General features: G+C 52.8%; 22 protein-coding genes and 1 pseudogene. 14 read left to right on the plus strand and 9 right to left on the minus strand.

From position 1 onward, the window contains the following. Nucleotides 1–180: pseudogene (locus tag Q9J79_RS08345) on the minus strand (IS5/IS1182 family transposase); the annotation flags it as partial. Nucleotides 181–280: 100 nt separating this feature from the next. Here Q9J79_RS08345 and Q9J79_RS08350 point away from each other — a divergent pair. Then, a complete protein-coding gene (locus Q9J79_RS08350; RefSeq protein WP_304685307.1) occupies nt 281–709 on the plus strand; it encodes a hypothetical protein in 429 nt (142 codons plus the stop codon). Here Q9J79_RS08350 and ruvB read toward each other — a convergent pair. The 4 genes from ruvB to Q9J79_RS08370 form a co-directional block, all read right to left on the minus strand. Next, nucleotides 680–1,711, minus strand: coding sequence for a Holliday junction branch migration DNA helicase RuvB (gene ruvB, locus Q9J79_RS08355; RefSeq protein ID WP_301911639.1), 1,032 nt, complete (start codon nt 1,709–1,711; stop codon nt 680–682). The genes Q9J79_RS08350 and ruvB overlap by 30 nt on opposite strands. Nucleotides 1,712–1,792: 81 nt before the next feature. Then, nucleotides 1,793–2,101 (minus strand): hypothetical protein, encoded by a 309-nt coding sequence (locus tag Q9J79_RS08360; RefSeq protein WP_301911638.1) that lies wholly within the window; start codon nt 2,099–2,101, stop codon nt 1,793–1,795. 383 nt (nt 2,102–2,484) lie between these two features. Then, nucleotides 2,485–3,750 (minus strand): multifunctional CCA addition/repair protein, encoded by a 1,266-nt coding sequence (locus tag Q9J79_RS08365; protein ID WP_301911637.1) that lies wholly within the window; start codon nt 3,748–3,750, stop codon nt 2,485–2,487. A 71-nt stretch (nt 3,751–3,821) separates the two neighbouring features. Then, nucleotides 3,822–5,450: an ABC-F family ATPase gene (locus Q9J79_RS08370; protein WP_301911636.1), complete on the minus strand. Its 1,629-nt coding sequence runs from the start codon at nt 5,448–5,450 to the stop codon at nt 3,822–3,824. Between the two features lie 149 nt (nt 5,451–5,599). Here Q9J79_RS08370 and Q9J79_RS08375 point away from each other — a divergent pair, with 149 nt between their 5' ends. The 3 genes from Q9J79_RS08375 (at nt 5,600) to recR (ending at nt 8,261) form a co-directional block, all read left to right on the plus strand. Further along, complete coding sequence (locus Q9J79_RS08375; RefSeq protein WP_301911635.1) at nt 5,600–5,953, plus strand: arsenate reductase; 354 nt, start codon at nt 5,600–5,602, stop codon at nt 5,951–5,953. An 85-nt stretch (nt 5,954–6,038) separates the two neighbouring features. Continuing rightward, nucleotides 6,039–7,577, plus strand: coding sequence for a SurA N-terminal domain-containing protein (locus Q9J79_RS08380; RefSeq protein ID WP_301911634.1), 1,539 nt, complete (start codon nt 6,039–6,041; stop codon nt 7,575–7,577). 66 nt (nt 7,578–7,643) lie between these two features. Next, entirely contained in the window at nt 7,644–8,261 is a 618-nt protein-coding gene (gene recR / locus Q9J79_RS08385; protein WP_301911644.1) for a recombination mediator RecR, read from the plus strand. 55 nt (nt 8,262–8,316) lie between these two features. Here recR and Q9J79_RS08390 read toward each other — a convergent pair whose 3' ends face one another. After that, nucleotides 8,317–8,595: a hypothetical protein gene (locus Q9J79_RS08390; protein ID WP_003714116.1), complete on the minus strand. Its 279-nt coding sequence runs from the start codon at nt 8,593–8,595 to the stop codon at nt 8,317–8,319. Between the two features lie 224 nt (nt 8,596–8,819). Here Q9J79_RS08390 and Q9J79_RS08395 point away from each other — a divergent pair, with 224 nt between their 5' ends. The 3 genes from Q9J79_RS08395 to recD all read left to right on the plus strand — a co-directional run bounded on the left by Q9J79_RS08395 (nt 8,820) and on the right by recD (nt 12,567). After that, complete coding sequence (locus Q9J79_RS08395; RefSeq protein WP_301911633.1) at nt 8,820–10,067, plus strand: lipoprotein-releasing ABC transporter permease subunit; 1,248 nt, start codon at nt 8,820–8,822, stop codon at nt 10,065–10,067. Further along, nucleotides 10,060–10,755, plus strand: coding sequence for a lipoprotein-releasing ABC transporter ATP-binding protein LolD (gene lolD, locus Q9J79_RS08400; RefSeq protein ID WP_301911632.1), 696 nt, complete (start codon nt 10,060–10,062; stop codon nt 10,753–10,755). The genes Q9J79_RS08395 and lolD overlap by 8 nt, the downstream gene beginning before the upstream one ends. 66 nt (nt 10,756–10,821) lie before the next feature. Further along, entirely contained in the window at nt 10,822–12,567 is a 1,746-nt protein-coding gene (gene recD, locus Q9J79_RS08405) for an exodeoxyribonuclease V subunit alpha (RefSeq protein ID WP_301911631.1), read from the plus strand. Nucleotides 12,568–12,646: 79 nt separating this feature from the next. On the opposite strand, the gene Q9J79_RS08410 is transcribed toward recD, so the two are convergent. Further along, nucleotides 12,647–13,750 carry a methyltransferase gene (locus tag Q9J79_RS08410; RefSeq protein WP_301911630.1) on the minus strand — a complete coding sequence of 368 codons (1,104 nt, stop codon included), beginning with the start codon at nt 13,748–13,750 and terminating at the stop codon, nt 12,647–12,649. A gap of 250 nt (nt 13,751–14,000) precedes the next feature. On the opposite strand from Q9J79_RS08410, the gene lon reads away from it, so the two are divergent. Together lon and Q9J79_RS08420 are read left to right on the plus strand one after the other, a co-directional pair. Then, nucleotides 14,001–16,463 carry an endopeptidase La gene (gene lon / locus Q9J79_RS08415; RefSeq protein WP_301911629.1) on the plus strand — a complete coding sequence of 821 codons (2,463 nt, stop codon included), beginning with the start codon at nt 14,001–14,003 and terminating at the stop codon, nt 16,461–16,463. Between the two features lie 181 nt (nt 16,464–16,644). Continuing rightward, nucleotides 16,645–16,914 carry an HU family DNA-binding protein gene (locus Q9J79_RS08420; RefSeq protein ID WP_101130014.1) on the plus strand — a complete coding sequence of 90 codons (270 nt, stop codon included), beginning with the start codon at nt 16,645–16,647 and terminating at the stop codon, nt 16,912–16,914. A 176-nt stretch (nt 16,915–17,090) separates the two neighbouring features. On the opposite strand, the gene Q9J79_RS08425 is transcribed toward Q9J79_RS08420, so the two are convergent. Continuing rightward, on the minus strand, nt 17,091–17,525 hold the full coding sequence (locus tag Q9J79_RS08425; protein WP_301911628.1) for a hypothetical protein: 435 nt from the start codon (nt 17,523–17,525) through the stop codon (nt 17,091–17,093). Then, on the minus strand, nt 17,518–18,825 hold the full coding sequence (locus tag Q9J79_RS08430; protein ID WP_301911627.1) for a homoserine dehydrogenase: 1,308 nt from the start codon (nt 18,823–18,825) through the stop codon (nt 17,518–17,520). The genes Q9J79_RS08425 and Q9J79_RS08430 overlap by 8 nt, the downstream gene beginning before the upstream one ends. 195 nt (nt 18,826–19,020) lie before the next feature. Here Q9J79_RS08430 and Q9J79_RS08435 point away from each other — a divergent pair, with 195 nt between their 5' ends. The 5 genes from Q9J79_RS08435 (at nt 19,021) to Q9J79_RS08455 (ending at nt 22,840) form a co-directional block, all read left to right on the plus strand. Beyond that, nucleotides 19,021–19,392: an Mth938-like domain-containing protein gene (locus tag Q9J79_RS08435; RefSeq protein WP_301669983.1), complete on the plus strand. Its 372-nt coding sequence runs from the start codon at nt 19,021–19,023 to the stop codon at nt 19,390–19,392. A 76-nt stretch (nt 19,393–19,468) separates the two neighbouring features. Further along, nucleotides 19,469–21,391: an ATP-binding cassette domain-containing protein gene (locus Q9J79_RS08440; RefSeq protein WP_301911626.1), complete on the plus strand. Its 1,923-nt coding sequence runs from the start codon at nt 19,469–19,471 to the stop codon at nt 21,389–21,391. After that, nucleotides 21,378–21,797 carry a DUF4124 domain-containing protein gene (locus tag Q9J79_RS08445; RefSeq protein ID WP_301911625.1) on the plus strand — a complete coding sequence of 140 codons (420 nt, stop codon included), beginning with the start codon at nt 21,378–21,380 and terminating at the stop codon, nt 21,795–21,797. The genes Q9J79_RS08440 and Q9J79_RS08445 overlap by 14 nt, the downstream gene beginning before the upstream one ends. Nucleotides 21,798–21,863: 66 nt before the next feature. Continuing rightward, nucleotides 21,864–22,379: a hypothetical protein gene (locus tag Q9J79_RS08450; RefSeq protein ID WP_301911624.1), complete on the plus strand. Its 516-nt coding sequence runs from the start codon at nt 21,864–21,866 to the stop codon at nt 22,377–22,379. A 131-nt stretch (nt 22,380–22,510) separates the two neighbouring features. Then, complete coding sequence (locus Q9J79_RS08455; RefSeq protein WP_301911623.1) at nt 22,511–22,840, plus strand: hypothetical protein; 330 nt, start codon at nt 22,511–22,513, stop codon at nt 22,838–22,840. Nucleotides 22,841–23,178: the final 338 nt, after the last annotated feature.

Consider the following 23,178-nt stretch of genomic DNA (forward strand, 5'->3'; position numbering starts at 1 on the left):
CATGGACAGCAGCGGATAGGCGGGACGGCCGCGGTGGTCTCTAAGGTAACGGGTTTTTTGACGGTTCAGGTATTGTTCGATCGGCTGCCAATCAATCACTTGATCCAACTTCAATAGTGGGAAGCGGCCGATATGTTTGGCAATCATGGCTTGGGCGGTTTGCCGGAAGAAGGTGCTCATGGAAAATCCCCTAAATGTCTTGGTGGGACTTTAGGGGATTTTGGGAAATTTTGCAAAGGTCTCGGTTGGTTTAATGGGTTTTTTAACGGAAAGGTACGGTATGGCTAATACGCTTTACGATACTTCCCGCCAGATGTTTTTGGAGGGACAGTTGAACTGGGCGGACGATACGGTCAAGGTCGCTTTGGTGGAGACTAATGCTTATATGCCGAATGTGGCTTCCCATGAGCATACCGACGATAAACATGCAAACAACCTTATTTCAATGGATGTATATCAGTATATGGCAAACGGTTTTTTTTCAGGCGTTACTATCGGCGCATCAGTCGGCACTGCAGTTGTCAGTATCAAGTCCGAGCAGTACGGAATTTTGCGAATCCTGCATTCTGCAACGGATAGGGTGCAAAACCTAATAAAAAATACATGCCGTCTGAAGCTGTTGCAGACAAAGGGGATGATGTCCGACTTTGGTCGGCGGTTCGGTTTCAGACGGCATGGTTTATTTTTCGACGGGCAGCCCGAAATGTAGGTAGGCGCGTTCGGTCGCCATCCTGCCGCGCGGGGTGCGTTGCAAAAAGCCTTGTTGGATGAGGTAGGGTTCGATAACGTCTTCGATGGTGTCCGTAGATTCGCCGATGGCGGCGGCAACGTTGTCCAAACCGACGGGACCGCCGCCGAATTTGTGCAAAACGGCTTCGAGGAATTTCCTGTCCATCACGTCCAGCCCCTGCACATCCACGTCCAGCATACTTAAAGCGGCATCGGCGACGGCGGCATCGATTACGCCGTTGTTTTTCACGTCGGCGAAATCGCGCACGCGGCGCAACAGGCGGTTGGCGATGCGCGGCGTGCCCCGGCTGCGTTTGGCGATTTCTTCCGCGCCTTCTTCGGACATATCGAGCTGCAACAGTTGTGCCGAACGGCTGACGATGGTGGCAAGGTCGCGGTTTTCGTAAAACTCGAGGCGGGAGACGATGCCGAAGCGGTCGCGCAACGGATTGGTCAGCATACCGGCGCGGGTGGTCGCGCCGACGAGCGTGAAGGGTGGAAGGTCGATTTTGACGGAACGTGCGGCAGGGCCTTCGCCTATCATGATGTCGAGCCGGTAGTCTTCGAGCGCGGGGTAGAGGATTTCTTCGACAACAGGGCTGAGGCGGTGGATTTCGTCGATGAACAATACGTCGTGTGGCTCGAGGTTGGTCAGAAGGGCGGCGAGATCGCCTGCGCGTTCGAGGACGGGGCCGCTGGTTTGGCGCAAATTTACGCCCAATTCTTTGGCGATGATGTGCGCCAGTGTGGTTTTGCCCAGTCCGGGCGGGCCGAAAAGCAAAACGTGGTCGAGTGCTTCGCCGCGTTTTTTGGCGGCTTGGATGAAAATGGCGAGCTGTTCTTTGGCTTTGTCTTGCCCGATGTAGTCGTCCAGTGTTTTGGGGCGGAGGGCGCGTTCGAGCAGTTCTTCCTGTGCGGAGGCGGTTTGGGCGGCAACGATGCGTTGCGGTTGCGCGGCGGTCAGGTTGTCGGTTTGCAGCATAGTGTTCCCTTTGTCGGATATGCCGTCCGAACGGTCGGCGGCGTTTCAGACGGCATTGGAAAGATAACGGTCAAAAGCGTTTTATCCGCGCGTTTCGCGCCAAACGAGATAGTCGCGCAGGGGCGGCATAGGCGGGTTGATGCAGTGGGGGCAGATACCTGTGGTGTCTTCGTCGTCGCTGTCGATGTGGTAGGTGTTGGGATCGAAGCGGACTTGCTGCATTACCGCCTGCGCCAATGCCTGCGCCTGAACAACGTCGAAATTGAATTTTTCGAGGATTTCGTTCAACAGGCGGATTTCGCCCTCGCTGAATTCCGCGCTGTGTTTTAGGATAAGGCGTTGATAATCTTCATTGTTGATTTTAGGCAATAAATCGGTTTTCAGAGTCATGATTTTATGTCGGGGGCGGAATGGCTGAAGCGTGAATTATAGCGGATATGGCGGCGGCTGTTTCAAAACCCGGCCCGGATGCCGCCTTCAAAACTTCGGACTGCGTCTAAGGCTGCGCGGTTTGCCTGCCCGAAACACGCAAACCCTATCCCATAACTTGGCGGCGGAATAAAAATAAACGGCTGTGTTTGAATACCCGCTTGATCCCATCCGTTTGCAAGGGGAAACCGGCTGTTTCCCTCCGGATAGAAATCGGTTCCGCTGAACAAAAGGTATTTTGTCCGACTGATCCGGTCTGCATCAAGGGAATATTAAAACGCAGCCGAATAAATCGATGTCATCCATCCGTTTCTCCGACGCTGTTTCGGCAATGCGGGCGAACCTCAAAAGATGCCGCGTTTGGCGTTTTCTTTTTCCTGCGCGTCCCGAAACGCTTTTTGCAGCGGGGCGATTTGCGCCAGCCGCGCCCGGTCGATTTGTTCGGCGATAAGCTGCGCTTTTCCCTGCTTGCGGCATTCGGCGGCGATTTTGCTCGAATCCGCCTGATTGGCGGCTTCGAGCAGGGCAAGCCAGTGCGCGCGTTGAGGGTAGGGCGTGTGTTCGCGGTTCAGACGGCCTTGCGTATCGGCAATGCAGACGTTCAATGCCGTCTGAAAACGCTCGGGACGGCGGAAGGCATCGGTTTTTTTCAATACGTTCAGAATGGTTTGGCTTTTAAGCTGTCCGACTTGGTGGAAAATAATGTGCCAACGGCAGACCAGTTCGGCAAGCTCGGCACACTGCCTCGGCGTGCGCAGCCGCTGATTGACTTCGCGCACGGGTTCTACGCCGTTGATGTCGTGTCCGTGGTGGCGCGGCAGGATGTCGGGCGGCGTTTTGGCTTTGCCCAAGTCGTGCAGCAGGGCGGCATAGCGTTCGGGCAGGCTCAAACCCATATCGGCGGCGCGTTGCAGCGTCATCAGGGTATGGATGCCGCTGTCGATTTCGGGATGGTAGTCGGCGCGTTGCGGCACGCCGAAGAGGGCATCGACTTCGGGCAGCAAGACTTTGAGCGCGCCGCATTCGCGCAACACTTCAATCATCTTTCGGGGATTGTTTTCCATCAAGCCTTTTGCCAATTCTTGCCAGACGCGTTCGGCGACTAAAGCGTCCGCTTCGCCGTTTTTGACCATTTTCCGCATCAGCTTCATGGTTTCTTCGGCGATTTTAAATCCGTAGCGCGCGGCAAAGCGGGCAGTACGCAGGATGCGGACGGGGTCTTCGGCGAAGGCAGGCGAGACGTGGCGCAAAATGCCTGCCGCCAAATCCCGTTGTCCGCCGAAAGGGTCGATAATCTTGCCGTCCGTATCTTGCGCCATCGCGTTGATGGTCAGGTCGCGGCGCATCAAATCCTGTTCCAGCGTAACGTCTTTGTCGGCGTGGAAACTGAAACCGGCGTAACCTTTGGCTGTTTTGCGTTCGGTGCGGGCGAGGGCGTATTCTTCGTGCGTTTCGGGATGGAGGAACACGGGAAAGTCTTTGCCGACCGGACGGAAGCCTTGCGCCTGCATCGTTTGCGCATCCGCGCCGACCACCGCCCAATCGCGGTCTTTGACGGGCAGCCCCAAAAGATAATCGCGGACGGCGCCGCCGACGAGGTAAGTCTGCATATGCTTCCTATTTTAAAGTTATCAATAATGCCGTCTGAAGAGGCTTCAGACGGCATTGTTTCAACTGGCGGTTATGCTATGCCTTTTTTCTCGAGATAGCTTTCGTAATCGCCCAAGTAATGTTCGTAGCCGCCTTTGCCGTCCAATTCGATGATTTGGGTTGCCAGGGAGGAAACGAACTGACGGTCATGGGAGACGAAAATCAGCGTGCCGTTGTATTTTTCCAGTGCCATGTTCAGCGATTCGATGCTTTCCATGTCCATATGGTTGGTCGGTTCGTCCATCACCAAAACATTGGGTTTCAGCAGCAACAGTTTGCCGTAAAGCATACGGCCTTTTTCGCCACCAGAGAGGACTTTCACTTTTTTCACGACATCGTTGCTGCCGAAGAGCAAGCGGCCTAAAGTGCCGCGGATGACTTGTTCGTCATCGCCTTCCTGCCCCCATTGGCGCATCCATTCGCTCAAATCCATATCGACGTCGAAGTCGTTTTCATGGTCTTGCGGGTAGTAGCCGACACTGGCTTTTTCCGCCCATTTGATGCTGCCTTCGTCCGGCAACAGGCCGTCTGAATATTCGGGGTTGTACGAGCCGGCGAGGAGTTTCAGCAGGGTGGATTTGCCCGCGCCGTTCGGGCCGATGATGGCAAGGCGTTGGCCTGCTTCAAGGATGAAGTTCAGGTTTTTAAACAACTGGGTTTCAAAACGTTTGGCCAGTTTTTCAACTTCCACAGCCTGACGGTGCAACTTGGCCTTTTCGTCGGCTTCAAAACGGATATACGGGTTTTGACGGGTAGAAGGTTTGACCTCGACCATCTCCGATTTGATTTTGTCGGCCTGTTTCAGACGGCTGGTTGCCTGACGGGCTTTGGATTTATTGGCAGAGAAGCGGGCGACGAACTCTTGCAGCTCTTGCAGTTTCTCTTTGGCTTTGGCGTTGTCTTTCAGGGCGCGCTCACGCGATTGGGCGGAAGCGAGCATATAATCATCGTAGTTGCCCGGATAGATGGTGATGGTGTTGTAGTCCAAATCCGCCATGTGGGTGCAGACTTCGTTCAAGAAGTGGCGGTCGTGGCTGATGATAATCATGGTGGAGTCGTATTGGTTCAACACGCCTTCCAACCAGCGGATGGTATTAATATCCAAGTTATTGGTCGGTTCGTCCAAGAGCAATACATCCGGTTTGGAGAACAGGGCTTGCGCCAGCAATACGCGCAGTTTGAAGCCCGGGGCGACTTCCGCCATTTTCGCATTGTGCAAATCTTCAGAAATGCCCACACCACTCAACAATTCGGCAGCGCGCGCTTCGGCGGTGTAGCCGTCGTATTCGGCGAACTTGGCTTCCAGTTCGGCGGCTTTCATGTAGTCGTCTTCGGTGGCTTCGGGATTGGCGTAAATCGCATCACGCTCGGTCATCGCCGCCCACATTTCGGTGTGCCCCATCATCACCACGTCCAGCACGCGCATGTCTTCGTAGGCAAATTGGTCTTGGCGCAATTTACCCAAACGCACGCCATTTTCAATCGCGACTTCACCGGCAGTCTGTTCCAAATCGCCGCCGAGGATTTTCATGAAGGTGGACTTGCCCGAACCGTTCGCACCGATCAGGCCGTAGCGGTTGCCTTCACCGAATTTGACGGATACGTTTTCAAACAGCGGCTTTGCGCCGAACTGCATGGTAATGCCGTTGGTAGAAATCATGATTGGTAAAGCCTTTATTGAACAAGAGATTAAATTTTTCGAATTTTCGGATTGTAACATAAGCGCACTGCCGTCTGAAACAGACGGGCAAATTTTCAGACACTTATAGTAAAATATCGGTTTTATTATTTCAGGCAAAAGGTTTCCAAATGATAGTCCTTCATGGCATCCCAAATTGCGATACGGTCAAAAAAGCTAAAAGCTGGCTTGCCGAATATGGTATGGAATTTGAATTTCGGGATTTTAAAAAACAGGCGCCTTCCGAAGCGGAAATCCGCCTGTGGCTGGAGCAGGTGCCTTTGGAGATACTGCTCAACAAACGGGGGACCACATGGCGCAAACTTGATGCACTGATGCAGGAGGAAGCCCTGTTCTCAAAGGAAGGTGCGGTCAGGATAATGTCCGAAATGCCAAGCCTTATCAAACGTCCCGTACTGGAATACGGCGGAAAGGTTCATGTTGGTTTCAGCGATGAATCTTATCGAGAGATATTCAAACGTTAATTAAGCCTTCGTGCAGACAGGGATAAAAACCGTTACAATACCCGACTTGAATTTCCCGTTCCCATTCTATATCCCGATTTAAAATATGTTCCATTCCATCGAAAAATACAGAACACCCGCCCAAGTCTTATTAGGTCTGATTGCATTAACCTTCGTCGGCTTCGGGGTCAGCACGGTATCCCATCCGGGTGCCGACTACATCGTCCAAGTGGGCGACGAAAAAATCAGCGACCACTCCATCAACAACGCCATGCAGAACGAGCAGGCGGACGGTGGCAGCCCTTCGCGCGACGCGGTGTTCCAATCCCTGCTGCAACGCGCCTACCTGAAACAGGGCGCGAAGCTGATGGGCATCTCGGTTTCTTCCGAACAAATCAAGCAGATGATTGTGGACGATCCCAATTTCCACGACGCAAACGGCAAGTTCAGTCACGCGCTTTTAAACCGCTACCTTTCCCAACGCCATATGTCTGAAGACCAGTTTGTCGAAGAAATCCGCGATCAGTTTGCCTTGCAGAATTTGGTAAACCTCGTCCAAAACGGCGTATTGGTCGGCGACGCGCAGGCGGAACAGCTGATCAGGCTGACGCAGGTCAACCGCACCATCCGTTCGCACACTTTCAACCCCGACGAGTTCATCGCCCAAGTCAAAGTGTCTGAAGCCGATTTGCAGAAATTTTATAATGCGAACAAAAAAGACTATCTGCTGCCGCAGGCGGTCAAATTAGAATATGTCGCCTTGAATCTGAAGGATTTTGCAGACAAACAGACCGTCAGTGAAACGGAAGTGAAAAATGCGTTTGAAGAGCGCGTGGCGCGTTTGCCGGCAAATGAAGCCAAACCTTCTTTCGAGCAGGAAAAAGCCGCCGTCGAAAACGAATTGAAAATGAAAAAGGCGGTTTCCGACTTCAACAAGGCAAAAGAAAAGCTGGGCGATGACGCGTTCAACCTTCCTTCATCGCTTGACGAAGCCGCCAAAAACAGCGGTTTGAAAGTGGAAACCCAAGAAACTTGGCTGAGCAGGCAGGACGCGCAAATGTCCGGCATGCCCGAAAACCTAATCAATGCCGTTTTCAGCGACGACGTATTGAAGAAAAAACACAATTCCGAAGTATTGTCTATCAATAATGAAACCGCATGGGTTGTCCGCGCCAAAGAAGTCCGCGAAGAGAAAACCCTGCCGTTTGCCGAAGCCAAAGATGCGGTGCGTCAGGCTTATATCCGTACCGAAGCCGCCAAACTTGCCGAAAACAAGGCAAAAGAAGTGCTTACCCAACTGAACGGCGGCAAGACAGTTGACGTGAAATGGTCGGAAGTGTCCGTTTTGGGCGCGCAGCAGGCAAGGCAGTCCATGCCGCCCGAGGCTTATGCGGAACTGCTGAGAGCAAAACCGGCAAACGGCAAACCCGCCTACGTCAGGCTGACCGGCCTGCCGGCACCCGTGATTGTTGAGGTGCAGGCAGTCACGCTGCCCGATGATGCCACCGCGCGCATCCCGCTTGCAAAACAGGCTTTGGCGCAACAGCAGTCTGCCAATACTTTCGACTTGTTGATACGTTATTTCAACGGCAAAATCAAACAGACCAAAGGAGCGCAATCGGTCGACAACGGCGACGGTCAGTAATTGACACTTTTGTTGACAACATAACGGTCGGAATATTCCGGCCGTTTTCCCATACGGCGGAATATGATGAGCCACAAAAAACAAGATGCCTTCCAAGGATTGATCGACGCGCTGAAGGTTTTACCCAACGTCGGGCCGAAATCGGCACAACGGATAGCGTATCATTTGCTCCAACACAAGCGCAAAGAGGCTGAAAAACTGGTGGATGCCTTGCAGACGGCATTGAAGCAGGTCGATCATTGCGCGAGGTGCAACACGTTTTGCGAAGGCGGATTGTGCGATATTTGTGCCGATGAAACACGCGACGGGCGGCGGCTGATGGTGGTGCATATGCCTGCCGACGTGTTGAATATGGAAGCGGCAAATTGCCACGACGGGCTGTATTTCGTCCTGATGGGGCAAATCAATACGGCACTGGGAATGGACGTATCCGCCATCGCATTGGACAGGCTGGCGCAGCGGCTGGGCGGCGGGGAGGTTGAAGAAATCATTATCGCAACCGCCTTTACCGCAGAGGGCAATGCGACGGCGTATGTCCTGTCCGAGTTTTTCAAAAACCTGCCTTACAAAGTCAGCAGGCTGTCGCAGGGCATCCCCTTGGGCGGCGAATTGGAATATGTCGATGCGGGAACGCTGGCGCAGGCGGTGTACGAACGGCGGCTGATTAAAGAAGGCGGGGCGTAACGCCGCCAATGCAAAATGCCGTCTGAAGGCTTCAGACGGCATTTTTCCGGGCGGTTTACTTGCAGTTTAGCCCTTGAATCTGCAATGCGCCTCCGTTGCCGACTTTGAACACGCACTGCGTCGCGCTGCTGCCGGAAACGGTAATGCTGCCGCTGCCGCCGTTCAGGCTGACAGGTTCCTTAACACCCATACCGACTGCCGTTGCCGCCAGCTTTTGCGCGTCGGCTTCGGAATAAGGCGTGTTGTTGGCATCGATTTTGATTTCTTTGGCATAGGCTGTCGAAACAGTAAAAACGGCAACAGCACACAAAGCGGAGATTTTCCTGATATTCATTGTTTTCCTTAAAGAAAGGTTTTGTTTCAAGAGAAGGATAGGGCAGTTCGGCACGTTGTGCAAGTTTTCCGCCCTGTTTTTCCGAATTTGCCACATACCGCGTCTTTATTTGCACAGCCTGCCGTTCGGACGCTGCCGGGGTTTTACGGTACAATAAACTTTTGCCGCCGCCCTCAAACTGCCGTCCGGGGCGGCACGTTTGCAGACATTTTTAAGGTAGCGTTATGTTTTCTCTAGAGGCTTGGATAGGCTTGAGGTATCTCAGGACGAAAAAGCGCAACGGCTTTATGTCGTTTATCACGATGGTTTCGATTGCCGGAATCGCCTTGGGCGTAACCGCGCTGATTGTCGTCTTGTCGGTTATGAACGGCTTTCAGAAAGAAATACGCGGGCAGCTCCTGAATGTCGCGCCGCACGCCGAAATCGGCTATATCGACAATACGGATACGGATTGGCGCAACCTGCTTCGGTTTACCGAAAACCGCAAAGGCATTTTGGCTGCCGCGCCCTATGTTTCCAATCAGGCATTGCTGGCAAACGCGGGCGAAATCAGGGGCGTGCAGATGCGCGGCATTTTGCCGTCTGAAGAGCGCAAAGTGGTGGAATACGGCGACAAAATGCCGGCAGGCAAGTTTGAAGACCTGATTCCGGGCGAGTTTGACATTATCCTTGGTGTCGGTTTGGCGGAGGCTTTGGGTGCGGAAGTCGGCAATAAAGTTACCGTCATCACGCCGGAGGGTAACGTTACCCCTGCCGGAGTCGTACCGCGCCTGAAGCAGTTTACCGTGGTCGGTCTGGTTAAGACGGGTGTTTACGAAGTGGACAACTCATTGGCGATGACGCATATCCAAGACGCGCGCGTACTGTACCGCTTGGATAAGGAAGTTGCGGGGCTGCGGCTGAAGCTCGCCGATCCGCAAAATGCCCCCGCCTTGACGGCAACGCTGATTCCGGAGGCGCAAAGGGACACGGTCTGGGTGCGCGATTGGACGTTCAGCAACCGAAGCTATTTTGAGGCGGTCGAACTGGAAAAACGGATGATGTTCATCATCCTGACGCTGATTATCGCTGTGGCGGCGTTCAACCTTGTCTCTTCCTTGGTGATGGCGGTTACGGAAAAGCAGGCGGACATTGCGATTTTGCGGACTTTGGGTCTTTCCCCTGCCGGCGTGATGAAGATTTTTATGGTGCAGGGCGCGTTTTCAGGCTTTTTCGGCACGCTTGCGGGTGTGGTCTGCGGCGTGTTGTTGGGCTGGAATGTGGGAAGGATTGTTGCATTTTTTGAACGTTTGTTCGGTGTCCACCTCATCAATTCGCAGGTTTATTTTATCGACTACCTACCCAGCGATGTCGATATGGGCGACGTTGCCCTGATTGCCTGCATTTCCTTGGGATTGTCTTTCGTGGCGACGCTCTACCCGAGCTGGCGTGCGTCAAAAACCCAACCGGCGGAGGCTTTGCGTTATGAGTGAGTTGATTTTGAAATGCGAAGGCGTGGGCAAACGCTACCGTGACGGCGGTTTGGACGTTCGGGTGCTGCACGGTCTGGATTTGGAAATCCGCGCGGGGGAAAGTACCGGCATCGTCGGCTCTTCGGGCAGCGGAAAATCGACCCTGCTGCATATTTTGGGAGGGCTGGATATGCCGTCCGAAGGCAGGGTGCTGCTGATGGGCGAGGATTTGCGTGCCTTAAACCAGCGGCGTTTGGGCGATTTGCGCAACCGCCACCTCGGTTTCGTGTACCAGTTCCACCATCTTCTGCCTGAATTTTCGGCACTGGAAAACGTGATGATGCCGCTTCTGATCGGCAAGAAAAAACGGGAAGAGGCGGCAGAAACGGCAATGGCGATGCTGGAAAAGGTCGGACTGAAGCACCGTTCGACGCACCGCGCGGGCGAACTGTCCGGCGGCGAACGCCAACGTGCCGCCATTGCGCGCGCCTTGGTTACGCAACCCAAATGCCTGCTTGCCGACGAGCCGACCGGCAACCTCGACCGGGCAAACGCCAGGAATGTTCTGGATATGATGCTGGAACTGAAAACAGAATTGGGAACGGGGCTGGTGGTCGTAACGCACGACGACGAACTCGCCGGCCGCTTCGGGCGCGTTATGGAGATGAAAGACGGCAGCCTGCACCCCAAACAGGGCGCAAACGCCTAAACAGCCGAAACAACACGCGCCGTTTGAAGCCCCACGCCTTCAGACGGCATTTCGACAAGGAATACGATGGAACGGCAGACAGATGAATTTGCCCAAGCGGCTGCACAGGCGGCAATCCGTTTTTTGGAACACTATGCGGATTCAGGCAGCGAAGTGCTTGCAAACTGCACCGAACGCCTGTTTCAGGCATTGCAGAACGGTCATTCGTTTATCCGTTTGAGCAGTGGCGAGGCTGACGCGCTGTCGGCACTCGCACCCGTGGTCGGAACATCCGCCGCGCCTTTGATTTTGGAAGGCAGAAGGCTGTTTTTGGGCAGGATGTGGCAGTTGGAATACGATTTGGCTGCCGAAATAAAACGCTTGGCGGCAGCCGGCACGTCCGCCCCCGACGCGGCAGGCGCGAGGCAAAACCTCGCAAAATGGTTTCAAGGCGCGGGCAGCGAAGGACAGCGCGATGCGGCCGCCTTGGCACTGTTGCAGCCGTTTATGGTGATTACCGGCGGACCGGGAACGGGCAAAACGACAACGGTTGCCAAACTGCTGGCGCTGATTTGCGGTGAAGACGAAAATCTTCCCAACATCGCGCTTGCCGCACCGACTGGCAAAGCGGCGGCACATATGGCGCGTGCGCTGCACCGTGCAATCAACGGTTTTGACGCGCCGGAGACCGTCCGCCGCCATTTGCTCAAACTGGAAGGGCAAACCGTCCACCGACTGCTGAAGCTGCGCCCGCCTAAAATGCAGGCGGCGTTCGACCATATCCGTCCGCTGCCGTTTGACGTATTGGTTATCGATGAAGCCTCCATGTTGGATACCGCATTGATGTTGCAACTTTTGAAAGCGGTCAAAACCGGCGCGCGCGTGATTCTGCTGGGGGATGAAAACCAGCTCCCGTCCGTCGGAATCGGGGCGGTGCTGTCCGTTTTGTCACAAAAAACCGTTTTGGACGGAGAAACGCACCAAAGGCTGGCCGGCTTCCTTCCGGAACACGGTTTCAGCGTCAGCGCAAATCCGCCCGTGTTGGCGCAAAATACCGCCCATTTGTCGTTCAGCCACCGCTTCGGCGACAACAGCGGCATCGGCTGCCTTGCCCGTGCCGCCGTATCGGGCGATGAAGGGGCGTGGGCATTGTTTGACCGGTTTCCGGACGAACTGGAACATTCGGAATGCCGTCTGAACGCTCGAGTCGAAAGGTTGTACCGGACTCACAAAGGCTATTGGCAGGCGGTAAAAGACGGCAATATCGAAGCCGCATACGCGGGCATCTCGGATATCGTGGTTCTGACAGCTTGGCGGCAGGATGCGGAAGACTTCAACGAAGCCTATTGCAGCCATGTACGCCGCAAAATGAACATACCGGAACATTTGGCATATTTTGCCGGAGAGCCGATTATGATCAGGCAGAACGACTACGCGCTTGAGCTGTTCAACGGCGACATCGGACTGATTATGGAAGATGTCGGACGGCAGGGCAGCCTTGCCGCCTATTTTGCCGATGCGGACGGATTTAAAAAGGTAGCGGTAAGCTGCCTGCCCGATTTCGAACCCGCTTTCGCGCTGACCGTCCACAAAAGCCAGGGTTCGGAATATCGGGAAGTCTGGCTGCTGCCGCCTTCCGCCGCACCTTCGGACGAAGAGGATGATGCGCTTTCCGGCTTGAGCAGGGAGCTGCTTTACACCGCCATTACCAGGGCAAAGGAAAAATTCGTATTCTTCGGTGGGGAAGAAACCTTCCGTCAAGCGGCGGCTACTGTCAAAGTCCGTCAGACTGCATTGGGCAATATGCTCAAACGGGTATTTTTACAAGGATAATCCGTCCGAATGCCGTGTCGGTTCTGCAAGCCCTTTTATGGATGCCGAAGGGAAAGACCGCACATTTGTGCGGTCTTTTTCATGCCTTTTTCAAACGGTATAGGAAAGTAGTTTCCCTGTTTCGGGCAAAAGCCAGCGGATCGTTCGGATCGGCAGCTTTTTTGTGAACCGGTTTGGTTTTCAAAACATCCGCAACGCGTAAACCTGCCTGAGCAAATGCCTTATCCAGAAAATCGGACGGACGCAGGTACAGATGTTCGGCAAGGTCGGAAATAATCAGACGGATTTCTCCGTCGGGATTCAGATGTTTCGGCGCATCCCGCAAAAACGCAGCCAGCATCGCAGATTCGGGGTCGTATAACGCGGATTCGACGGCGGAAGTCGGCTTGGCGGGAAGCCAGGGCGGATTGCAGACAATCAGATCGGCAAACCCTTCAGGAAACAGATCGGTTTCGCGGATTTCAACCTGTTTTTCAAAGCCCAAACGGGCAATATTGGCACGGGCGCAGGCGACGGCTTTCGGATTGGTATCCGTGCCGATGACGGAAGGAATGCCCTGTTTCGCCAAAATGGCGGCAAGCACGCCGGAGCCCGTCCCGATATCGAATGCCGTCTGAAACCCCTCTGTCGGGGCTTGGGCAAGCAGGTTGAGATACTCGCCGCGCAACGGCGAAAATACGCCGAAAGGAACGTGTATGCTGCCGCCCAGCTGCGGAACGGCAACCCCTTTCTTATGCCACTCGTGCGCACCCATAAACCCCAGCAGCAGATTGAGCGGCAGGAAAAACGGTTTGCCGTCCGCCTCTCCGTACACGTCGAGCAAAGCGGCGCGTATATCGGGCGCGCGTTTGTTGTCCAACACAAAACCGGGGCGTATTTCAACGGCAAGCATATTCAGAATACGGCTCTGTTGCGCCTGCTTCATACGGTGGGCGTGGAAAAGGGCGGCGATGTCCGCATCGGAACGGACGGCGGCAAGTTTGCGGACCTTCTTCTTCATTGCGGAAAGCACCTGTTTGGCATTGTGGAAATCGCCCTGCCAGACAGTTGCAATATTTTGATAGGCAGCCTTCAAAATGCCGTCTGCACCGCCTTCACGGACATAATACCAACCTTTGGGCGGCTTTTGCAGACTTTCGTTGCGCCATTCGAACCCGTTATCGGGAAAAATAAAAGAAGACATGGGATACCTGCGTCATGTTTTGAAAATAGGGCGGCAGAACCGTAAACCATACGGATGGTACAGCAAGGAGCGGCAACACAGAACTGTTTTTTGTTCCTGCCTTGTCTTTCCAAGCCCATGCCGTCTGAAGCCGGAATGTTTCAGACGGCATCGCATCAAACTCCATAAATAAACCGCGTATGCTTGAAATAATACCTTCAACCCCAATGTACGCGAAAATCGGCAATCTGTCAGACACAAGAGAGTACCTATGACACAAAAAGAAAAGCATTTTGAGGAATATGCCGCCTTGGCAACCCTTCCTTTGCGGGATGTCGTCGTTTACCCGCATATGGTTCTGCCGCTGTTCGTCGGCAGGGAGAAGTCCATCGCCGCACTGGAAAACGCCATTACCCGCGAGGAACCGGTTTTCCTGTTGGCGCAAACCGATGCCGCAGTGGAAAACCCCTCCGCCGCAGACCTGTATCAAACCGGTACCGTCGCACAAGTCCTGCAAGTGTTGAAACTGCCCGACGGCACGGTAAAAGTATTGGTCGAAGGTCTGTATCGCGGACGTGTTCTGACCATTGAAGACACGGGCGGTCTATTCGTTTCCCATATAGAGGCGGTCGTGGAAGAAGATACGGGCGGCAATACCGACCTCGAAGCCGTGCGCCGCACCCTGTTGGCGCAGTTTGAACAATACGCCAAACTCAATAAAAAAATCCCTGCAGAAATTATCGGCAGCATCAACGGCATTGCCGAAAACAGCCGGCTAACCGATACGGTCGCAGCGCATTTGCAGTTGAAACTGGCGCAACGCCAACAGATTCTGGAAATCCCCGAAATCGGCAAACGGATGGAATTCCTGCTGGCACAGTTGGAATCCGAACTCGACATCATGCAGGCCGAAAAACGCATACGCGGACGCGTCAAACGCCAAATGGAAAAATCCCAACGCGAATATTATCTGAACGAACAGATTAAAGCGATACACAAAGAATTGGGCGAAGAAGACGAAAACGGCGAACTGGATGCCTTGGAAGCAGGCATCAAAAAGGCCGGGATGACCAAAGAAGCGGAAGAAAAATGCCTGTCCGAACTGAAAAAACTCAAAATGATGCCGCCGATGTCTGCCGAATCCACCGTCGTACGCAACTACATTGACACCCTGCTCGACCTGCCGTGGAAGAAAAAATCCCGCGTCAGCAAAGACATCGCCAAAGCCGGACTGGTGCTGGATGCCGACCACTACGGCCTGGAAAAAGTCAAAGAACGGATTTTGGAATACCTCGCCGTCCAAAAACGCATGGACAAACTCAAAGGTCCGATTCTGTGCCTGGTCGGCCCTCCGGGCGTGGGCAAAACCTCTTTGGGCGAATCCATCGCCAAAGCAACGGGGCGAAAATATGTCCGTATGGCCTTGGGCGGCGTGCGCGACGAAAGCGAAATCCGAGGACACCGCCGCACCTATATTGGCTCTATGCCCGGTAAGATTTTGCAGAATATGGCAAAAGCCGGCGTAAAAAACCCGTTGTTCCTGCTCGACGAAATCGACAAATTAGGCAGCGACTTCCGGGGCGATCCCGCCAGTGCGTTGCTTGAAGTACTCGATCCCGAACAAAACAACAAGTTCGCCGATCATTATGCCGAAGTAGATTACGATTTGAGCGATGTGATGTTTATTGCGACTTCAAACAGCCTGAATATCCCGACCCCGCTGCTCGACCGTATGGAAATCATCCGTCTGTCGGGCTATACCGAAGACGAGAAAATCAATATCGCAATGCAGTACCTCGTGCCGAAGCAAATGAAGCGCAACGGCGTGAAAGAAGGTGAATTGGCAATCGAAGAAAGCGCGGTACGCGATATTATCCGTTACTACACCCGCGAGGCGGGCGTGCGTTCGCTCGACCGCGAGATTGCCAAAATCTGCCGCAAGGTGGTAATGCAGATTACCCTGAACGAAGATAAGAAGAAGTCGTCTGAAACCAAGAAAACCAGCAAAGCCAAGCCTAAAGCGGTTAAAGTCAATGAGAAAAACCTGCATGACTACTTGGGCGTGCGCCGCTTCGATTACGGCGTTGCCGAAAGCGAAAACCGCGTCGGGCAGGTAACCGGTTTGGCGTGGACGGAAGTCGGCGGCGAACTGCTGACCATCGAAGCCGCAGCCTTGCCAGGCAAGGGCGTGATCCAGTGTACCGGTCAGTTGGGCGATGTGATGAAAGAATCCGTGTCCGCAGCATGGTCTGTTGTCCGTTCCCGTGCAGAATCAGTGGGTTTGGCTCCTGATTTTTACGAGAAAAAAGACATCCATGTTCACGTTCCCGAAGGTGCGACACCGAAAGACGGTCCGAGTGCGGGCATTGCCATGACTTTGGCGATGGTGTCCGCATTCACTAAAATCCCAGTACGTGCCGATGTTGCCATGACGGGCGAAATTACCCTGCGCGGCGAAGTTTTGCCCATCGGCGGTCTGAAGGAAAAACTGTTGGCTGCGCTTCGCGGCGGCATCAAACACGTCCTGATTCCGAAAGACAACGTCAAAGACTTGGAGGAAATCCCTGAAAACGTTAAAACCGGCCTGACCATCCATCCGGTCAAATGGATAGACGAGGTATTGGCTTTGGGTTTAGAAAGCCGGCCTGAGCCTTGGGCAGAACCTTCTGCCGCGGAAGCGGCGGCGGAACCCGCTTCAAAACCGAAACCCCGCAGCAGGGCAATCAAACATTGAAACGCAGGAAATGTGTTGTAAAAATGCGGTTTCGTCCTGAAAGCCTGTAAAATAGGGTGATTCCGTATTTTTTTCTTGACACGGCAATTTCAGAATTGCTATAAAGCGAAAGTTGCTCAAGCAGTACAAACCCCGAGTATTCGGGCATTTCATCATTTTTTAAGACAGGAAGGGACTGATTGTGAACAAGTCTGAATTGATCGAAGCGATTGCTCAAGAAGCCGACATTTCCAAAGCCGCCGCACAAAAAGCTTTGGATGCCACTACCAATGCAGTAACCAACGCCCTGAAACAAGGCGACACCGTTACTTTGGTCGGTTTCGGTACTTTCTACGTGGGCGAACGTGCGGAACGCCAAGGCCGCAACCCCAAAACCGGCGAGCCTCTGACCATTGCCGCCGCCAAAACGCCTAAATTCCGTGCAGGTAAAGCATTGAAAGACGCACTGTAAACTGTTTTTCAGTAAAAAGCCGATTCCTTGAAGAATCGGCTTTTTGTTTGCCCCGCCGAATCAGGATAGGGGTTTGCCCGTCGGATTCGGATGAAGGGCTGCCCGTCAAATCCGGATTGAGAAAATGCCGTCTGAAACGCTTTTCCCGCGTTCAGACGGCATTCCGGTTCGGCGGTTCAATCAGCTTTCAAATCAGCAACGCACTGTCTGTCGCGCGCTTCAAACGCGTTTGCACCGCCGAGCAGGTCAAGCTGTTCTTGTGCGCCGAGTTTGCCGAAGGAGCTGACCTGTTTCTCGCTCAATCTGTCCAAAGGCTGCTCCCACATACATTTGCAGTAATCGGTGGCAAGGCGGGTATTGTCCGCATCCAAGCCGCGCGCTTTCAAATCGTTCTGCCATTTTTCGGCAAACGGTATGTTTTTCACACAGGACTCGACAATTCTCTGCTTCGCCTGCGGTTTGGACATCGCGCATTGGGAGAGCAGGGCGGTTGAAGCGAGCAACGCCAAAATGACCCACGCCCAAATGTAGATGGTGCGGATTTTGGCTTTTGCTTTTTTACGCGCGGCAACCTGCTCTTCCGTCGGTATTTCGTGTTTCGGCTCAGTCATGCAGGCTTTCCATCCGAATCATCGTAACGGGCTTGTCGACACAAACCAATGCTTCGATACCCGCGATTGCCGACTTGATGCGTTTTTCGACCGTGCTGTGGGTCAGAATCACGATTTCGGCAGTGGTCTGATTGATAACGCCTTTTTGAATCAGTGCTTCGATGGACACGTTTTCTTGTGCCAACAGCGCGGCGATTTGCCCCAGCGTGCCCGGTTCGTCTTTGGCTTGGACACGCAGGTAGTAGCTGCTGGTGATTTCGTCCATAGGCAGGATGGTTTGCGCTTGGACTTGGGCGGGTTGGAACGCCAGATGCGGTACGCGGTGGCCTGTATCGGCTTCGATCAGGCGGGCGATGTCGATGATGTCGGCAACCACGGCGGAAGCGGTCGGCAATGCACCCGCTCCCGCGCCGTAATATAAGGTTTCGCCAACCATGTCGGCGTTGACGCGCACGGCGTTCATCACGCCGTTGACGTTTGCCAAGAGGCGGCTTTCGGGAATCAGGGTAGGGTGGACACGCAATTCGATACCTTTTTCGGCTTTGCGGGTGATGCCCAAAAGTTTGATGCGGTAGCCGAGTTCTTCGGCGTATTTGATGTCGCGGCTGTCGAGTTTGCTGATTCCTTCGAGGTAGCAGGCGGAAAAGTTCATCGGCGTGCCGAATGCCAGCGCGCTCATAATGGTGATTTTATGACCCGCATCGTTACCTTCGATGTCGAAGGTCGGGTCGGCTTCGGCATAGCCCAATGCCTGCGCTTCTTTCAATACGTCGGCAAACGCGCTGCCTTTTTCGCGCATTTCGGAGAGGATGAAGTTGCTGGTGCCGTTGATGATGCCGGCGATGGATTTAATCCTGTTTGCTGCCAAACCTTCGCGCAGGGCTTTGATGATTGGGATACCTCCCGCTACTGCGGCTTCAAATTGCACCATGACGTTTTTTTCTTCCGCCAGCGGGAAGATTTCGTTGCCGTATTCGGCGAGCAGTTTTTTGTTGGCGGTAACGATGTGTTTGCCGTTTTCAATGGCTTTCAATACCGCTTCTTTGGCAATGCCCGTGCCGCCGAACAGTTCGACGACGACATCGACATCTTCACGCGCGACCAGTTCGAACGGGTCTTTGACAAAGGCGGCGGACGGGCAGGTTTGACGGGCTTTTTCTTCGCTTAAGTCGCATACGGCACTGATGCGCACTTCTCGTCCCAAACGGCGGGAAATTTCCTCCGCGTTGTCCCGCAACACGGCAGCCGTACCGCCGCCGACCGTACCCAAACCTAAAAGACCGATGTTTACTGGCTTCATTGTGCCTCCTTGCAAGCCGATTGAATATGAACATAGAAAGACGAAAGTATCCGTTGCCGATATAATTGTGCCGCACTTTGAATCAAATGCCGTCTGAAACCGGCAGGCGGGTCAGATGAAATCTGTCAATCCTACATTAATTCGCCTGATTTTGCACCCCTTTCGGTGCGGATGATGCGGCAACGGGGTAAAAAAATGTTGTTTGAAGAAAATCCGATAGACGGACAGTTTGCAGAGTATACACACCGGTCGGGCGAAATCCGATTGGCAGGGCAAAGTTTCCATAAACCCGTGCTTGTACATAAGGATTCGGTCTGCCTGTCGCAATGCCGAACCTTGTCCGACCTGACTCCGGAAAACCTGTTGTCCGACATCAAACCTGTTGACTATCCGGAAATATTGATTATCGGGACGGGCGCGGCGCAGGAGTTTATCCATCCCAAAATCATCGCGGATTTTTCCCGAGTCGGAATCGGCGTGGAATGCATGAATACCGATTCAGCATTCAGGACATTGGTTTTCCTGCACTCGGAAGGGCGCAGGGCCTGGGCTTGGCTTCAGCCGTAAATTTCCCGTTTCAGACGGCATCGGCACTGACTTTCAGGTAAAATATGGGCTTTTTCCGCCCGACGATATTTCCGTTATGATTGAAATTAAAAACCTCACCCTGCAACGCGGTTTGAAAGTCCTGCTCGACAAGGCTTCCGTCGCCGTCAATCCCGGTCAGCGAGTCGGTTTGATCGGCAAAAACGGGACGGGCAAATCCAGCCTGTTTGCCTTAATCAAGGGCGAAATCACTCAAGACGGCGGCGATGTCTCGATTCCGAAAAACTGGCGGCTCGCTTCCGTTTCCCAAGAAACGCCCGATTTGGACATTTCCGCTTTGGATTACGTTTTGCAGGGCGATGCCGAGTTACAGACCCTTCAGACGGCATTGGCGCGGGCGGAGGCGGAAAACGACGGTATGAAGCAGGCGGAATATCATGCCAAATTGGAAGAAATCGACGCCTATACCGCGCCGGCCCGCGCGGCAAAACTGTTGGACGGACTGGGTTTTTCGCAAGAAGAACACAGCCGTCCCGTCAAATCCTTTTCCGGCGGCTGGCGTATGCGCCTCAATCTCGCCCAAGCCCTGATTTGTCGCGCCGATTTGCTCTTGCTTGACGAACCGACCAACCACTTGGATTTGGAAACCGTCTTGTGGCTGGAAAACCACCTCGCTTCATTGCCCTGCACGCAATTCATCATTTCCCACGACCGCGATTTCCTCAATGCGGCCACCACTCAAACTATCGAATTGTCCCAGCAAAAACTCACGCAATACGGCGGCAATTACGATTTTTACCAAAACGAACGTGCGCAGCGTTTGGCGCAGCAACAAGCCGCCTATGTCAAACAGCAGGCGCAAATCAAACATTTGCAATCCTTTATCGACCGCTTCAAAGCCAAAGCCACCAAAGCCGTGCAGGCGCAAAGCCGTATGAAGGCATTGGCAAAACTCGAACGCGTCGCGCCCGCGCATCTGGACAGCGAGTTTTCTTTCGAGTTTTACAATCCCGATCATCTGCCCAATCCTTTGCTGAAGCTGGAACACGCCGATTTGGGTTACGAAGGAAAAACCGTTTTGCACGACATCACCCTGTCGCTGGAGAGCGGTGCACGTTACGGATTATTGGGTGTCAACGGCAGCGGAAAATCCACCTTTATCAAAGCCTTGGCGGGCAAAATCGATTTACTCTCCGGCAGCATCGTCCGTTCCGAAAAACTCAATATCGGCTATTTTGCCCAGCACCAGCTCGACACCATCCGCGCCGACCAAAGCCCAGTTTGGCATATCCAGCAGCTTTCGCCCGAAGTGCGCGAACAAGAAATCCGAAATTTCCTAGGCGGCTTCAACTTTGCCGGCGATATGGCGTTGCAGAAAACCGAACCCTTTTCCGGCGGTGAAAAAGCCCGCCTCGCCCTTGCTATGATTATTTGGCAAAAACCGAATCTGCTGCTGCTTGACGAACCGACCAACCATCTGGACTTGGATATGCGCCACGCCCTGACGCTTGCCCTGCAAAGTTTCCAAGGCGCATTAATCGCCGTATCGCACGACCGCAGCCTGCTTGAAGCGACTACCGACAGCTTCCTCTTGATCGACAAAGGCCGTCTGAAAAACTTTGACGGCGATTTAAACGATTACCGCCAATGGCGCTTGGCACAGGAAAACGCCGCAACCGAGCCAGCCGCTTCCACTCAAAGCCAAAACCGCAAGGATACCAAGCGTATCGAAGCACAAATCCGTCAAGAAAAAGCCCGACGCAGTAAGCCGATACAGCAGAAAATCGACAAAGCCGAAAAAGAAATGGCGCAGCTTTCCGAAATTCAGACGGCATGTGAAACATTTTTGGCACAAGAAGAAGCTTACTTTGAGGAAAACAAAGAAAAATTACAGGACACCTTATCCGAGCTGGCAAAAGTCAAAACACAACTTGCCCAAATCGAAGAGGTTTGGCTGGCTTGCCAAGAGGAATTGGAGCAGATTGAAACTGAAATCGAGAGACAGTTTGCCGAGCAATAAAGAAGCGCGGGCAGGGTGCTTATCTTTGCCTGCCAATAACGGTATAATTCGGACGTTACCATCGCCTTTTTACTTTACCGGTATGAACATCAGACTTTTTGCCGCCTTGGTTCTCCTGTCCCTTTCCGGCGCGGCGGCGCAAGCCTCCATATACCATTGCAACTCAAATGGCAAAAGCGTATATACATCAGACCCGTCAGGATCGTGCGCCGATGCGGATTTACCTAAAATCAGCAGCCACCAGGGAGGCGAATATCGTCTGAAAATTAAAAAACTTAGTCAAGAAGCCAAAATACACACAGGAAACAAAAAGAAAAACAAAAAACCTGCCGGGAAAAAGAACAGACAGGCTGCCAAAGCCCCGAAGGAAAATCAAAAACAAACAACCGAAAAGAAAAGTCCATAAAACGCCAAGAAAACCTTACAAAAAATCCCCAGAAAATCAAATTATTATCCGAGTATCAAACACATTATGAAATCAAAACTCCCCTTAATCCTAATCAACCTTTCCCTGATTTCAAGCCCATTGGGTGCGAATGCGGCCAAAATCTATACCTGCACAATCAACGGAGAAACCGTTTACACCACCAAGCCGTCTAAAAGCTGCCACTCAACCGATTTGCCCCCAATCGGCAACTACAGCAGCGAACGCTATATCCCACCCCAAACTCCCGAACCGGCACCATCACCGTCAAACGGCGGACAGGCTGTCAAATATAAAGCCCCGGTCAAAACAGTATCCAAGCCGGCAAAACCCAATACGCCCCCGCCGCAACAGGCACCCGCAAACAACAGCAGACGTTCCATTCTAGAAACAGAATTGAGCAACGAACGCAAAGCATTGGCTGAAGCCCAAAAAATGTTATCACAAGCACGTCTGGCAAAAGGCGGCAACATCAATCATCAAGAAATCAACGCATTGCAAAGCAATGTTTTGGACAGACAGCAAAATATCCAAGCACTGCAAAGGGAATTGGGACGTATGTAAGGCTGATGAAGAATAGGGCAAAATGTGCCCAAACCAAAGATAAAGGATAAGGAGCATATGCTCAAATAGAGAGCCTTTGCAAAAATCTGTATCATTAAATTACAGGTTTTCGCAAAGGCTTTGATTTTATTATGCTTTCACAATCCCAATGGCTGGATGCCGTCAAAGGGCGGTTACGGGTGCGTTCCGATTACGCGCTTTCAAAAAGATGGGCGGTTACGCCGTCCGAAGTGTCCCAATACCGGCGCAACCGGCTTAGGTTTCCCTTTGCCGTCGTCTTGGATATTGCCGACGTGATGGATATAGACCCGATTGAAATCATTGCAGGTTTGGAATATAGGCGGTGCAGAGAAAGGGACAGGGAACGCGTCAAAAGGGCGTATTTCAAAGCCCATTGCGCGCATTTCGTTTATCCGAACAATCCGTCTTATTTCCACCGTAAAAAACGGTTCTTCGGCTAATTCGCATAATGTATATTATGTTAAATTTATGACAGGTTGAATAGATATTTTTACAACCTCCATTCAAAACTCAGCCACTTGAAAATTTAATCAGAACAAATAAAAAAGCAAACAAAAATATCCATCTTTCAAACTCATATTTTGCAATAACCTAGATAAGCAAGAGCATTTGTTTTTTACCTTGCAACAAACTACCTGCCTTACCTTAATACTAGGTACTTGAATTTTCAGAAAATGCAGTGCGGCTTAAAGGTGTTACAGAACAGGCATGGTTACGCACACGGTTTCAGACCATCTGAAAGCCCAAAAGCAGCTTGCACCTTGTTTTTCAAAGTGTA

It is taken from the genome of Neisseria viridiae (assembly GCF_962747995.1).
GTDB lineage: Bacteria > Pseudomonadota > Gammaproteobacteria > Burkholderiales > Neisseriaceae > Neisseria > Neisseria viridiae.